Genomic DNA, 12,923 nt, shown 5'->3' on the forward strand with positions numbered 1-12,923 from the left:
CCACCCCGGCGACCGTCGCCAGCCGTGCCTTTCAGCGCGAGCTTGCCTTTCGCGCCATTGGTGTTGATGTCGAAGCGCAGGCCTGTGGCGGCGTTGTCGATGCGATCGAGGAGGGCGACATGATCCTGGCCGAGGCGCTGGTCAAAAGCCACGTCGATGCGCTCCTGCGCAAGATGCCAAAACCACAGGCGGCCATTCTGGGCTGTACCCATTACCCGCTGATGGAAGAGACCTTTCAGGCCGCGCTCGGCGCGGATGTGCAGGTGTTCAGCCAGGGCAACCTCGTGGCCGAAAGTCTTGCGCATTATCTGGGCCGTCATCCTGACATGCTGGGCACCGGGCCGGGTGGCTATTTCACCTCCGGCAACCCCTCGCGCGTCAGCAGCCGCGCCACGCAGTTCTTGCGACGAGAAATCTCTTTTGTTGCAGCCTGAGGTTTCCTAACCTCCCGCCCAAGCTGATCTCTCTCCCGCGCGTCGCGCGGGCTTCCCGATACATCTGACTATTAGAGGTCTCGACATGACCCACAACGTGGCAATTCTTGGCGCATCCGGCTATACCGGCGCCGAACTCATCCGGCTGATTTCTCAGCATCCCAATATCACCATCACCGCCCTTGGTGCCGAACGCAAAGCAGGCATGCAGATGGCCGATGTCTTTCCGCATCTGCGTCACCTGTCCTTGCCAACGCTTTGCAAAATCGAGGAAATCGACTTTTCCAAGATCGACCTCTGCTTTTGTGCGCTGCCGCATAAGACCAGCCAGGAGGTGATCGCCAAGCTGCCCGGTGATCTGAAGATCGTTGATCTCTCGGCTGACTTCCGGCTGCGCGATCCGGCGGACTACGAAAAATGGTACGGCAACCCGCATGCGGCGCTGGCCCAGCAGGAGGAGGCCGTCTACGGGCTCACCGAATTTTACCGCGAGGAAATCACCGCGGCGCGGCTGGTGGCTGGCACCGGCTGCAACGCCGCGACCGGTCAGTTTGCCCTGCGCCCGCTGATCTCCGCCGGGGTGATTGATCTGGACGAGATCATCCTCGACATGAAATGCGCGGTCTCGGGTGCTGGTCGGGCGCTCAAGGAAAACCTGCTGCATGCGGAACTGAGCGAAGGCTACAACGCCTATGCGATCGGCGGCACTCATCGGCATCTGGGCGAATTTGACCAGGAATTCTCGCGGCTTGCGGGTCGGCCGGTGCAGGTCCAGTTCACCCCGCATCTGCTGCCGGTGAATCGCGGGATTCTCGCCACCACCTATGTGAAGGGCGATGCGGAGACGATCTATCAGACGTTTGAGACCGCATATAAAGATGAACCCTTTATCGAGCTTCTGCCCTTTGGTCAGGCACCCTCGACCCACCATGTGCGCGGCTCCAACTTCGTGCATATCGGGGTGACGGCGGATCGCATCGCGGGGCGGGCCATTGTCATCGTGGCGCTGGATAACCTGACAAAAGGTAGCAGCGGTCAGGCCTTGCAGAACGCCAACCTGATGTTAGGTGAGGAGGAAACAACGGGGCTGATGATGGCGCCGCTGTTCCCGTAAATCATCCCGGAGGCGGAAATGAAGTCCCTCAAGAAACAGCGGCGGATCCAGGTCATCGCTTTGGCCACGGTGGCGCTTGTCGGTGCCACCGTTCTGATCGGCTATGCCATGCGCGACGGGATCAATTATTTCCGCTCTCCCAGCCAGGTGATGGAAGAGCCGCCACTGCCGAGCGAGACCTTCCGCCTGGGCGGTCTGGTCGAAGAGGGCAGTTTGCAGCGCGGTCAGGGCGAGGTGGTGACCTTCTCCGTCACCGATGGTGGCGCGACGGTGCCGGTGCGTTTCGCTGGCGTGCTGCCCGATCTCTTTGGCGAGAACCAGGGCATGATCGGAACTGGGAAATACGTCAACGGCACCTTTGAAGCCTCTGAAATTCTTGCCAAACATGACGAGAGTTACATGCCGAAGGAAGTCACCGACGCGCTGAAGGAACAGGGCGTCTATCGCGAGAGCGACAGCTAACAGCAGCCCCCCGTTGCCCCCCCGGCGCACGCGCCACCCACCGGATCGCAAGACCGGATTGCTAGTCTCTTCACCATACCCCTGGTGGAGGACGACCTATGGATGTTTCCCAAATCGCCCGCGAGATCGTGGCCCGGGAAGGCGGTTACGTGAATGATCCCGATGATCCGGGCGGCGCGACCAATTTCGGCGTCACCATTCACACCCTGCGGCGGCTTGGCCTTGATCTGACCGGCGACGGCGCGGTCACGGCACAGGATGTTCGCGCGCTGGATCAGCAAAAGGCGGTCGAGATCTTCCTCAAGGAATATTTCCACCGTCCCCGCCTGCATCTGCTGCCGGAGCCGCTCCAGGCGAGCGTGTTTGACATGACCGTCAACGCTGGCGCCAATGGCGTGCGGATCCTGCAAGGCTTGCTTGGTGAAATGGGCTATGACGTGGCGGTGGATGGCGCCATGGGGCCGCAGACCGCCAAGGCAGCGCAGGCGGCGGGGCAGGTTAATATGGCGGCGCTGGTCGATGCCTATGGGATCGCGCGGCGCAACTACTACCTCGATCTTGCCGACCGTCGGCCTAGAAGCCGCAAATACGCCCGCACAAGGGCAGGCGGCAAAGGCGGCTGGATCAAACGCGCCGAGGAGTTCATCTCGCCCCGCTATCATCTGAGCGCCGCGGAATTCGCCGCCCGAACTGCACAGTGGAGCTAGGGAGAACACCATGTTTTCAGGTCTTTGGCAGCTCTTCTTTGGGGATCGGCGCAATCTTGTGCGCGAAACGGTCGAGGTCTTTCGCGAAAACAGCGAACAGGCCGCGGTGCGGGCGCATGATCTGCAAGGCGCGGCGCTGGCGCAGTTTGCGGCGGAGTTTTCGCAGACGCAGAAAGGCGGTTTTGATCGCTTCATGGATGGGGTCAATCGCCTGCCGCGCCCCTTGCTGGCCTTGGGAACCTTGGCGCTGATGGGCTCGGCGCTGTTTGATCCGATCTGGTTTTCTGCCCGCATGCAGGGCATCGCGCTGGTGCCGGAGCCCCTGTGGTGGCTCCTTGGGATAATTGTGTCCTTCTATTTTGGCGCCCGCAGCCAGGCCAAGACGCAAGCCTTTCACGAGGGCATAGCCCGCAGCCTCGCGCGGGTGCCGCAGGTGATTGAGAATATTGAACAGCTGGAAGCCACCGCCACGCCAAAGCCCGCGCAGGACACAAATCCGGCCCTCGCGGATTGGCAAAACAGCGGCGTATCCTGAGCTCCCCCCTGCGGCGGCTGGACGCGGCAAATGTGATTGGCGCTGCCCGATGAGACCGCTATAGGAAGAGACATGATTACAGAGCTCGGTCACTTCGCCCTCATCCTCTCCTTTATGATTGCCATCGTGCAGATGGTGGTGCCGATGATCGGCGCCCATAAGCGCTGGCCCGGCTGGATGGCCGTGGCAGAACCGGCGGCGCAGGCGCAGTTCCTGTTCACCGCCTTTGCCTTTTGTGCCTTGATGTGGGCCTTTGTGACGTCGGATTTCTCCGTGCGGCTGGTGACCTTGAACAGCCATTCCGCCAAGCCGATGCTCTACAAGATCGCCGGAACCTGGGGCAATCACGAGGGTTCCATGCTGCTCTGGGTGCTGATCGTCAGCCTGTTTGGCGCGGCGGCCTCGCTCTTTGGCGGTGGGCTGCCGCCGACCCTCAAGGCCCGTGTGCTGAGCGTGCAGGCGGCGATCGGTGTTGCCTTCTATGGCTTTATCCTGCTGACCTCGAACCCGTTTCTGCGACTGGAACAGCCGCCCTTTGACGGGCAGGATCTGAACCCGCTGTTGCAGGATCCCGGCCTCGCTTTCCATCCACCGTTTCTCTATCTCGGCTATGTCGGCCTCTCGATGGCGTTTTCCTTCGCGGTGGCGGCACTGATCGAGGGGCGCGTCGATGCGGCCTGGGGGCGCTGGGTGCGCCCCTGGACGCTGGCGGCCTGGATCTTTCTTACCATCGGCATCGCGCTTGGCTCCTGGTGGGCCTATTACGAACTCGGCTGGGGCGGCTTCTGGTTCTGGGACCCGGTGGAAAATGCCTCCTTCATGCCCTGGCTCTTGTCTGCCGCACTGCTGCATTCGGCCATCGTGGTGGAAAAACGCGAAAGCCTGAAAAGCTGGACCATCCTGCTGGCGATCCTGGCCTTTGGCTTTTCATTGATCGGCACCTTCATCGTGCGTTCGGGGCTTTTGACCTCGGTGCATGCCTTTGCCAACGACCCGGAGCGCGGCGTGGCGATCCTGCTGATCCTGGCGTTTTTCACCGGTGGCGCGCTGTTGCTCTTTGCCCTGCGCGCGCAGGCGATGGAGGCCAAGGGCGTGTTTTCCATGGTCAGCCGCGAGAGCGCGCTGGTGGTGAACAACCTGCTGCTGGCGGTGAGCTGTTTTGTGGTCTTTGTCGGAACCCTCTGGCCCGTGGTGGCCGAGATGGGCTTTGGCCGCAAACTCTCGGTCGGGGCACCGTTTTTCAATGCCGCTTTCCCGCCCTTCATGGTGGCGCTTGGTCTGATCTTGCCGGTGGGCTCGATGCTGCCCTGGAAACGTGCGAAGATCGGCAAGATCTGCTGGACGCTGCGCTATGCCTTTGTGCTGTCTTTGGCGCTGGCGGGGCTGGCCTGGGCCGTTCAAAGCGGCCAGAGCCTCCTTGGCCCGGTCGGCACCTTGCTGGGCGCCTGGGTGGTCTGCGGCGCGCTGGTGGATCTGTGGCAACGGGCCGGGCGCAAGGGTAAACTTTCGCGCCTGATGCGGCTGCCGCGCGCCGATTGGGGCAAGGCCTGCGCCCATGCCGGGCTGGGGATCACGATTTTCGCCATTGCCGGTCTCACCGCCTGGCAGCAGGAGGATATCCGCGTCGCCAATCTCAACGAGCCCTTTATGGTTGGCTCCTATGAGCTCACCCTGACCGGCGTTGAAGAGGGGCGCGGGCCGAATTATTTCACCACCATGGGGGTGGTTGACGTCACCCGGAACGGGCGGGAGGTTGCCACGCTCTATCCCGAGAAACGCGTCTATCCGGTTGCCGCCATGCCCACCACCGAAGCGGCGATCGACTATCGCTTCACTCGCGATCTCTATGTGGTGATTGGCGATGCGCAGCAGGGCGGCGGTTTCACTATGCGCACCTATATCAAACCCTTTGCCAACTGGATCTGGGGCGGCTGTCTGCTGATGGCCTTTGGCGGGCTGCTGAGCCTCTCTGATCGTCGCTTCCGCGTTGCGGCCGGGGCGCGCAAGGCGCCAACTGAAGGGGTGCCCGCAGAATGACCCGCCTGATCCGGGCCGCCCTGGCCATTCTGCTGCTGAGCCTGACGCCCGCCTTTGCGGTGCAGCCAGACGAGGTGCTTGATGATCCGGTGCTGGAAAGCCGGGCGCGGGAGCTGTCCAGGGGGCTGCGCTGTCTGGTTTGCCGCAACGAGAGCATCGACGAATCCAATGCCGACCTCGCCCGCGATCTGCGCATCCTGCTGCGCGAACGGCTGGAGGCGGGCGACAGTGACGGAGAGGCGATTGCTTTTATCGTGGATCGCTATGGCGAATATGTGCTGCTGAAGCCCACCACCAAGGGCGCCAATTGGCTGCTCTGGGCGGCGGGGCCGCTGATGCTGGCGATCGCGCTGCTGATTGCATTGCTGTATCTGCGCAAACGGGCAGCGGCAGAGCCACAACAGGCGGGCAAGGGCCTCAGCGCTGAGGAAGAGGCGCGGCTTCAGGAGATCCTGAAAGAGTGAATTGCCGCACACGCGCACATCTGCTATCACAGCATTGGTCCGCAGTTCACCCAGGCTCCGCCAGACGCTAAACCTGCGCTTGATTGATATCCTTGTTGGTCTCTCCTGATCGGGGTGCCTTCGGATAAGGGCGGACATCCGCGCGCCACGGCGTGCCAGGCATCCCTCAGTGACGGAGGACATGATGTCCAAGGACGTGATCCGCCTGACCATCCCGGATGTGTCGGAATTTTCAAAACATTTGCGCGCGGCGCTGCCGGATGGCCCGGGCCATGTGGAGATGCTCAACCTTGTGGCCAAGGCCGCCGGGTTTCGCAACTTCCAGCATCTGCGCGCGCAGCACCCGCCCACGCCCATGATCGACCAGAAACGCATCGCCCGTGCGGCGCGGTATTTCGATGACGACGGGCGCTGGAAGAGCTGGCCGACAAAACGCGGCTTGCGGGAGCTTTGTCTCTGGGTGATCTGGGCACGGCTGCCCGCCCGCCAGCGCTGGAGTGAGCGCGAGATCAGCGCGGTGATCGACGAGCAAACGCTGTTTCGCGACGCCGCCCAGATCCGGCGCAGCCTGATCGAGATGCGGCTGATGACGCGACGGGCCGACGGGTCCGATTATGCACGGGTCGAGACGCCGATGGATCCGCAGGCGGCGGCGCTGCTTGCGCATCTGGCAGAGCGCGAAAAAGCGGCAAGACCGCAAGAAACAGCTGACGCGGCGTTTGTCTTTCCCAGGTCGAGTGCTTAGGTCAACATGCGCATAACTCGAACAGGGATTTTCACGCATGGACTATCGCGACATTCAGTATTCGCTCGACAATGGGCTCGCCACGGTGACCTTGAACCGGCCACAGAGCATGAATGCGCTCACCAGCCAGATGCGGGCCGAGCTGACCCATGCGTTGAAAACCGCCGCGACCGAGGCGCGCGCCGTGGTCCTGACCGGGGCGGGCAACGCCTTTTGCACCGGTCAGGATCTCAAGGATGCGTCCTCCAGCGGCAATCAGATTGATCTGGAACGTAGCTTGCGGGATGAATACACCCCGATGCTGGAGGCGCTCTATGATTGCCCGGTGCCAACGATTGCAGCTGTCAACGGACCGGCCGCCGGGGCAGGGGCCAATCTGGCGCTGGCCGCCGATGTGGTGATAGCTTGCGAGAGCGCCTATTTTCTACAGGCCTTCAGCCGGATTGGCCTGATGCCTGATGCTGGCGGCACCTGGTTCCTGCCGCGTCAGATTGGTCTGGCCAAGGCCATGGGCGCCGCGCTCTTTGCCGAGAAGATCTCGGCCCGGCAGGCCAGCGACTGGGGCATGATCTGGGAAGCGGTGCCCGACGCAGAGTTCGAAAGCCACTGGAAATCGCGCGCGCATCATCTGGCCACCGGCCCGTCGCTGGCCTTTGCCGCGATCAAACAGGCCCTGCGCCAATCCACCACCAACAGCCTGGCAGACCAGCTGTCCCTGGAGGCGCATTTGCAGGGGGAACTCGGGCGCAGCCGCGATTTTATGGAAGGTGTCACCGCCTTTGTCGCCAAGCGCAAGCCGGAGTTTGAAGGGCGCTGACATTTCCCGACCTTGTGATTGCAGAAAATCGCCCCAGAGGGGCGGTTTTCCTTCGTGAAGATAGATTTCTAATCGGTTACGCCGATGCTGTTTGTGGTTGCAACACGACATTGTCCGTCAAACTGAAATTACCTTGAAGATCTTCGATAATTATTACGGTTTCGCCATCGGCCTGAAGTTCGATATCCAGGCTGCCATCTGAATTGAGAACGGTTTCGAAGCCCATGACCGGAACCTCGGCACCTTCGTCATAGCGATAGACCAGAATATCGCTGCTGCCGTCAAAATCGGTAACTTTGGCGTGTTCGCCCGACTGGAGCCAGTCACCGACGGTGAATTGGTCATCGCCTTGGCCACCGGTCAGGATGTCGCCCGCGCCGCCAATCAGCGTGTCATTTCCGGCGCCGCCATTCAACTCATCCACTGTCTTGTCGTCAAAGATCGTTATGGTGGCATCCCCGATGGAATTGGGGGCCACGCCATTTAGGAATTCCTCGCGACCTTCGATCGTACTGGCTGGACCGCCTTCGCGGATAACGTCACCCCCATTCAACAGATCGTCTCCGCTGCCCCCATTCAAGGTATCACTGCCATAGCTACCGTGCAGCCCATCTGCGCCAGTGCCACCGGCGAGCGCATCATCACCCAAACCACCACTCAGGAAGTCGTTGCCAGCCCCGCCGTTCAGATCGTCGTCACCTTCCTCGCCCAGGAGAATATCGAGGCCCTCATCTCCAGAGAGGATATCTGCGCCACTACCCCCTTCCAGAATATCGGCACCAGTGCCGCCGCTTACCTCATCTGAGCCGGTGCCGCCGAGAAGGAAATCAGCGCCCTCGCCACCAAAGAGCGTGTCATTGTCCGCGTCCCCCAAGACGGTGTCATCCCCGTCGTCGCCAAACAGGAGGTCATCCCCGTCCCAACCGCCGATCAAATCGTCGTCACTACGGCCCAACACCGTATCGTTGCCTGTGCCGCCAGACAGCGTGTCATTCCCTTCGCCACCGCGAAGGGAATCGTCGCCGTCCTCGCCATAGACCGCATCGTCACCATCTTCGCCGCGCAGCGTATCATTCCCAAAACCGCCGCCCAGCGTGTCGTTGCCGTTGCCACCGTACAGCAGATCATTGTCGGCGCGGCCATCGAGCCAATCGTTGCCGTCGCCGCCGTTCAGCGTGTCGTCACCGCCACCACCGCGCACCAGATCGTCGCCGTCGCCGGCGCGCAGATCATCATTGCCAGCGTCGCCGTGGATCTCATCCGCGCCACCGAGGCCAAAGATGAGATCGTCGCCATTGCCGCCGATCAACGTGTCATTCTGATCTGTCCCAGTCAGCAGATCGTTCTTGTCACCGCCGAATTGTTCATTGGTATCCTGCACCACATCATCGGTGTCGTCGTCACCATCTATCGCAACAAATGCGCCTGCGAGCAGGAGCGATCCAAAAATGAGATACAGCATATACATTTTCCCCAATATTTAACGAAATATTAAGCGTTATCGCGCGCGGGTCAATGTATCACGGTGGCTTTACGGCAAAACAGTGAAAATAGTCTGTTTCTAAAAAAGAAACCGCCAGCCTGGGCTGACGGTTTCCAATTTTTCGTTTTTCTTGCGCTTAGCGGTTTTCGATATCCACATAGTCGCGCTGGTCTTCGCCGAGGTAGAGCTGGCGCGGGCGACCGATCTTGTTCTGAGGGTCGCCGATCATCTCTTTCCACTGGGACACCCAGCCCACGGTGCGCGAGAGCGCAAAGATCGGGGTGAACATGGAGGTCGGGAAGCCCATCGCCTCCAGGATGATGCCGGAATAGAAATCCACATTCGGGAAGAGTTTCTTCTCGATGAAATAGGGATCATTGAGCGCGGTCTGCTCCAGTTCCTTGGCGACCTGCAACAGCGGGTTGTTCTCGACGCCAAGCAGTTCGAGCACCTCGTCGGCGGATTGCTTGAGCACCGTGGCGCGGGGATCGGTGTTCTTGTAGACGCGGTGGCCAAAGCCCATCAGGCGGAACGGATCGTTCTTGTCCTTGGCGCGTTCGATGAACTCCGGGATACGATCCACGGTGCCGATCTCTTTCAGCATCTCCAGGCAGGCCTGGTTGGCGCCACCATGCGCGGGGCCCCAGAGGCAGGCAATCCCGGCCGCAATACAGGCAAAGGGATTCGCGCCGGAAGAGGACGCCAGACGCACGGTCGACGTGGAGGCGTTCTGCTCGTGGTCGGCATGCAGCGTAAAGATCCGGTCCATGGCACGGGCCAGGATGGGATCGACGTGATATTCCTCAGCCGGAACCGAGAAACACATGTGCAGGAAGTTCGCCGCGTAATCCAGATCGTTGCGCGGGTACACAAAGGGCTGGCCGATGGAGTATTTATAGGCCATCGCCGCGATGGTGGGCAGTTTCGCGATCAGACGGATCGCGGCCACTTCACGCTGCCAGGGGTCCGCAATATCGGTGGAGTCGTGATAGAAGGCGGACATCGCGCCGACCACACCGACCATGGTGGCCATCGGGTGCGCATCACGGCGGAAGCCGCGGAAGAAGTTGTGCATTTGCTCATGCACCATCGTGTGACGGGTCACGCGGGTTTCGAAATCTTCCAGCTGTGCGGCGCTCGGCAACTCGCCGTAGAGCAGCAGATAGCAGACTTCGAGATAGTGAGATTTTCCGGCCAGCTGATCGATCGGATAGCCCCGGTGCAGCAGCACCCCGGCATTGCCGTCGATATAGGTGATGGTGCTGTCGCAGCTCGCGGTCGAGGTGAAGCCGGGGTCATAGGTGAAGACGCCCGCCTGACTATAGAGTTTGCGGATGTCGAGAACATCGGGCCCAACGGTCGGCGAGAAAATGGGAAGCTCGTAAGTTTCGCCATTCAACGAGAGCTGGGCAGATTTTTCTGTATCGGTCATAGATGTCCCTTCCTGTTACAGGCGCAGAAGGGGCAACAGGCCCGGTCCGCGCAGCGGGGCGCCAACGCCGATAAAACGGCGCAGGCGAAGTCCTATCCGAACGGGCTTACCCAGATCTTAACGTCAGATCCCTGCGGGCGTGTCAGCCTGTTACGTCCTTGAGCCGGGCCAGGGTTTCGTCCCGGCCCAGAATGATCATCATGTCGAAGACCGAAGGCGTTACCGCGCGGCCTGCGAGCACGGCCCGAAGCGGGCCAGCAAGTTTGCCAAACTTCGTATCCTTGGCCGCTGCAAATTCATTCAGGGCAGCCTCCAGATCGTCTCGCGTCCAGCTAGCATTTTGCAACTGCGGCGTCAATTCACCCAGTATACCAAGGGATACTGAATCAAGCGCCTTTTCTGCCTTCGCGTCCCGCTCCAAAGGACGTGACGCAAGCACAAAATGGGCTTTTTCAAGGAGTTCCGGGAAGGTCTTTGCCCGCTCCTTCAGGCAGGGCATGGCCCGCTCCAAACCATCCGCCTGCGCCGCCGTGAGGGCAGGCTGATCTGCCGCAGCCAGATAGGCTTCGATTTCCTGCCGCAGCGCAGCATCTTCTGCAATTGCAATATGTTGGCCGCAGAGGTTTTCGAGTTTTTTGGTGTCAAAGCGGGCCGGGCTCTTGCCGATACCGGCCAGATCAAACCAGTCTTTCGCCTGTTCATCGGTGAAGAATTCGTCGTCGCCATGCGCCCAGCCGAGCCGCGCCAGGTAGTTGCGCATGCCCGCCGCCGGATAGCCCATCGCTTGGTATTCCTGCGCCCCAAGCGCGCCGTGACGTTTCGACAATTTTTTACCATCCGGTCCATGAATCAGCGGAATATGGGCCCAGACCGGCACATCCCAGCCCATGGCGGTGTAAATCATCATCTGGCGGGCGGCATTGTTGAGGTGATCATCCCCCCGGATCACATGTGTCACGCCCATGTCGTGATCATCCACGACCACGGCCAGCATATAGACAGGCGTGCGGTCGGACCGCAGCAGGATCATGTCATCGAGTTGCGTATTTTTGATGGTCACATCACCCTGCACCTCGTCATGAATGACGGTTTCGCCCTCTTTCGGCGCCTTGATACGGACCACATAGGGCGCATCCGGGTGCTCAGATTCGGGGGTGTCGCGCCAAGGCGACTGAAACAGGGTAGATTTGCCCTCGGCCTTCGCCCCCTCGCGGAAGGCGGCGATTTCCTCTTGCGTGGAGAAACACTTATAGGCCTTGCCCTCGGCCAGCAGCTGATGGGCAACCTCGGCGTGACGGGCGGCGCCGTCGAACTGGCTGACCACCTCGCCATCGTGATCCAGGCCCAGCCAGGACAGCCCTTGCAGGATCGCAGCCGTTGCCTCGGGGGTGGAGCGCTCCCGGTCGGTGTCCTCGATCCGCAGCAGGAACTTGCCGCCACGTCCCCGGGCATAGAGCCAGTTGAACAGCGCCGTGCGGGCACCGCCGATATGCAGAAATCCGGTGGGCGAGGGGGCGAAACGGGTGACGACCGGTTGGGACATGTGGGGCATTTACCTTTTGGAAACCTTGAGGGGCCTACGTTTGGGGCCTGTGTACCGGGCCAGAAGGCAGGGAGCAAGCGTGCGCATTTGGAGCGCCCTTGATACAATGATCCAAACCCAGAGAGGGGCTCTGTTTCCCTGGGTGCCCGTTTTCTTTGGCCTTGGAATTGGTCTCTATTTTCTTAGCCCTGTTGAGCCGACTGTACCCGTTTATGGGGCGGCGATGGCGGTATCGCTGCTCTGCCTCTGGGGGACGCGGCGGGGCGATGTGCTTGGCCTGGTGGCAACCGCTTTGCTGCTGGTCGCCCTTGGGCTTTGCCTTATGGGCCTGCGCGCGCATCTGCTCTCTGCACCTGTGCTCAAGTTCCGGTATTACGGCGCTGTCGAGGGGCAGGTGGTTGCCGTCGATCGCTCCGCCTCTGATGCACTGCGTCTGACGTTACGTCACGTGCGCCTGGACGATATGGCCCCCGCACAAACGCCTGCACGGGTGCGTGTGTCCCTGTTCGAGGGCGCGGCGCCGGTGCCCGGAGCCTGGGTGATGACCACCGCCCATCTGTCGCCACCGCAGGGCCCGGCGGAGCCCGGAGGGTTTGATTTTCGTCGCCACGCCTGGTTTCAACAGCTCGGCGCGGTGGGTTATAGCCGGGTGCCGCTGCTGATGAGCGCTGAGGCGGAGGATTTGCCGATATCCAGCCTGCGCGCGCGGATTTCCCCCTGGGTGCGTGCCCAGATGCCGCCACGCACCAGCGGCGTTGCCGCGGCCTTGATCACCGGCGACCGCGCGGGCGTGTCGCAACAGGTGACGCAGGATTTGCGCGCCAGTAACCTTGCCCATCTCCTGGCCATTTCGGGTCTGCATATGGGGCTTTTTGCCGGGGTGATTTTTGCGGGCCTGCGCCGGGGATTTGCGCTCTGGCCGGCTATTGCCCTGCGCTGGCCGGTCAAGAAAATCTCCGCCGCGGTCGCGCTTTTTGCGAGTTTTTTCTATCTGCTGCTGTCTGGCGGCAATGTCGCAACCGAGCGGGCGTTTATCATGGTCGCCATGATGCTGGTCGCGGTGCTGCTGGACCGGCGTGCTCTCTCGGTGCGGGCGGTGGCGCTGGCGGCGATGTTGGTGCTGCCCAGGCGGCCAGAAACGCTGCTGAGC

The 12,923-nt window shown here is 61.4% G+C and carries 12 protein-coding genes and 1 pseudogene; 10 read left to right on the forward strand and 3 right to left on the reverse strand.

Annotated elements, in window-relative coordinates; all coding sequences use genetic code 11:
• The 9 genes and pseudogenes from HCZ87_RS16645 to HCZ87_RS16685 all read left to right on the forward strand — a co-directional run.
• A pseudogene (locus HCZ87_RS16645) lies at positions 1–434 on the forward strand (aspartate/glutamate racemase family protein); the annotation flags it as partial.
• A gap of 85 nt (positions 435–519) precedes the next feature.
• Complete coding sequence (gene argC / locus HCZ87_RS16650) at positions 520–1,548, forward strand: N-acetyl-gamma-glutamyl-phosphate reductase (protein ID WP_167645524.1); 1,029 nt, start codon at positions 520–522, stop codon at positions 1,546–1,548.
• An 18-nt stretch (positions 1,549–1,566) separates the two neighbouring features.
• Positions 1,567–2,010 (forward strand): cytochrome c maturation protein CcmE, encoded by a 444-nt coding sequence (gene ccmE / locus HCZ87_RS16655; RefSeq protein ID WP_167645526.1) that lies wholly within the window; start codon positions 1,567–1,569, stop codon positions 2,008–2,010.
• Between the two features lie 98 nt (positions 2,011–2,108).
• Entirely contained in the window at positions 2,109–2,717 is a 609-nt protein-coding gene (locus HCZ87_RS16660) for a holin-associated N-acetylmuramidase (RefSeq protein WP_167645528.1), read from the forward strand.
• 10 nt (positions 2,718–2,727) lie between these two features.
• Positions 2,728–3,252 carry a holin family protein gene (locus tag HCZ87_RS16665; RefSeq protein WP_167645530.1) on the forward strand — a complete coding sequence of 175 codons (525 nt, stop codon included), beginning with the start codon at positions 2,728–2,730 and terminating at the stop codon, positions 3,250–3,252.
• 72 nt (positions 3,253–3,324) lie between these two features.
• Positions 3,325–5,289, forward strand: coding sequence for a heme lyase CcmF/NrfE family subunit (locus HCZ87_RS16670; protein WP_167645532.1), 1,965 nt, complete (start codon positions 3,325–3,327; stop codon positions 5,287–5,289).
• Complete coding sequence (locus tag HCZ87_RS16675; protein WP_167645534.1) at positions 5,286–5,753, forward strand: cytochrome c-type biogenesis protein; 468 nt, start codon at positions 5,286–5,288, stop codon at positions 5,751–5,753. Before HCZ87_RS16670 ends, HCZ87_RS16675 begins: the two co-directional genes overlap by 4 nt.
• Before the next feature lie 184 nt (positions 5,754–5,937).
• Positions 5,938–6,498, forward strand: a complete 561-nt coding sequence (locus tag HCZ87_RS16680; RefSeq protein ID WP_167645536.1) for a DUF2087 domain-containing protein — start codon at positions 5,938–5,940, stop codon at positions 6,496–6,498.
• Between the two features lie 37 nt (positions 6,499–6,535).
• Positions 6,536–7,315 carry an enoyl-CoA hydratase-related protein gene (locus HCZ87_RS16685; RefSeq protein WP_167645538.1) on the forward strand — a complete coding sequence of 260 codons (780 nt, stop codon included), beginning with the start codon at positions 6,536–6,538 and terminating at the stop codon, positions 7,313–7,315.
• A 76-nt stretch (positions 7,316–7,391) separates the two neighbouring features.
• On the opposite strand, the gene HCZ87_RS16690 is transcribed toward HCZ87_RS16685, so the two are convergent.
• The 3 genes from HCZ87_RS16690 to gltX form a co-directional block, all read right to left on the reverse strand.
• Positions 7,392–8,777 (reverse strand): calcium-binding protein, encoded by a 1,386-nt coding sequence (locus HCZ87_RS16690; RefSeq protein WP_167645540.1) that lies wholly within the window; start codon positions 8,775–8,777, stop codon positions 7,392–7,394.
• Between the two features lie 157 nt (positions 8,778–8,934).
• The gene (gltA, locus tag HCZ87_RS16695) at positions 8,935–10,230 is read right to left on the reverse strand and encodes a citrate synthase (RefSeq protein ID WP_167645542.1); all 1,296 of its coding nucleotides are present in this window, start codon (positions 10,228–10,230) and stop codon (positions 8,935–8,937) included.
• A gap of 142 nt (positions 10,231–10,372) precedes the next feature.
• Positions 10,373–11,773 (reverse strand): glutamate--tRNA ligase, encoded by a 1,401-nt coding sequence (gene gltX, locus HCZ87_RS16700; protein WP_167645544.1) that lies wholly within the window; start codon positions 11,771–11,773, stop codon positions 10,373–10,375.
• Between the two features lie 223 nt (positions 11,774–11,996).
• Here gltX and HCZ87_RS16705 point away from each other — a divergent pair.
• The coding region (locus HCZ87_RS16705; protein WP_254868680.1) for a ComEC/Rec2 family competence protein at positions 11,997–12,923 on the forward strand (927 nt) is incomplete at its 3' end.

This window comes from Phaeobacter sp. HF9A (assembly GCF_011806385.1).
Lineage (GTDB): Bacteria > Pseudomonadota > Alphaproteobacteria > Rhodobacterales > Rhodobacteraceae > Epibacterium.

What these genes read in the sequence shown, in the direction of transcription:
- argC (WP_167645524.1), top strand. Translation starts at nt 520, where the DNA reads ATGACCCACAACGTGGCAATTCTTGGCGCATCCGGCTATACCGGCGCC.
- gltA (WP_167645542.1), bottom strand. Translation starts at nt 10,230, where the DNA reads ATGACCGATACAGAAAAATCTGCCCAGCTCTCGTTGAATGGCGAAACT.
- HCZ87_RS16680 (WP_167645536.1), top strand. Translation starts at nt 5,938, where the DNA reads ATGTCCAAGGACGTGATCCGCCTGACCATCCCGGATGTGTCGGAATTT.
- gltX (WP_167645544.1), bottom strand. Translation starts at nt 11,773, where the DNA reads ATGTCCCAACCGGTCGTCACCCGTTTCGCCCCCTCGCCCACCGGATTT.
- HCZ87_RS16685 (WP_167645538.1), top strand. Translation starts at nt 6,536, where the DNA reads ATGGACTATCGCGACATTCAGTATTCGCTCGACAATGGGCTCGCCACG.
- HCZ87_RS16670 (WP_167645532.1), top strand. Translation starts at nt 3,325, where the DNA reads ATGATTACAGAGCTCGGTCACTTCGCCCTCATCCTCTCCTTTATGATT.
- ccmE (WP_167645526.1), top strand. Translation starts at nt 1,567, where the DNA reads ATGAAGTCCCTCAAGAAACAGCGGCGGATCCAGGTCATCGCTTTGGCC.
- HCZ87_RS16690 (WP_167645540.1), bottom strand. Translation starts at nt 8,777, where the DNA reads ATGCTGTATCTCATTTTTGGATCGCTCCTGCTCGCAGGCGCATTTGTT.
- HCZ87_RS16660 (WP_167645528.1), top strand. Translation starts at nt 2,109, where the DNA reads ATGGATGTTTCCCAAATCGCCCGCGAGATCGTGGCCCGGGAAGGCGGT.
- HCZ87_RS16665 (WP_167645530.1), top strand. Translation starts at nt 2,728, where the DNA reads ATGTTTTCAGGTCTTTGGCAGCTCTTCTTTGGGGATCGGCGCAATCTT.
- HCZ87_RS16675 (WP_167645534.1), top strand. Translation starts at nt 5,286, where the DNA reads ATGACCCGCCTGATCCGGGCCGCCCTGGCCATTCTGCTGCTGAGCCTG.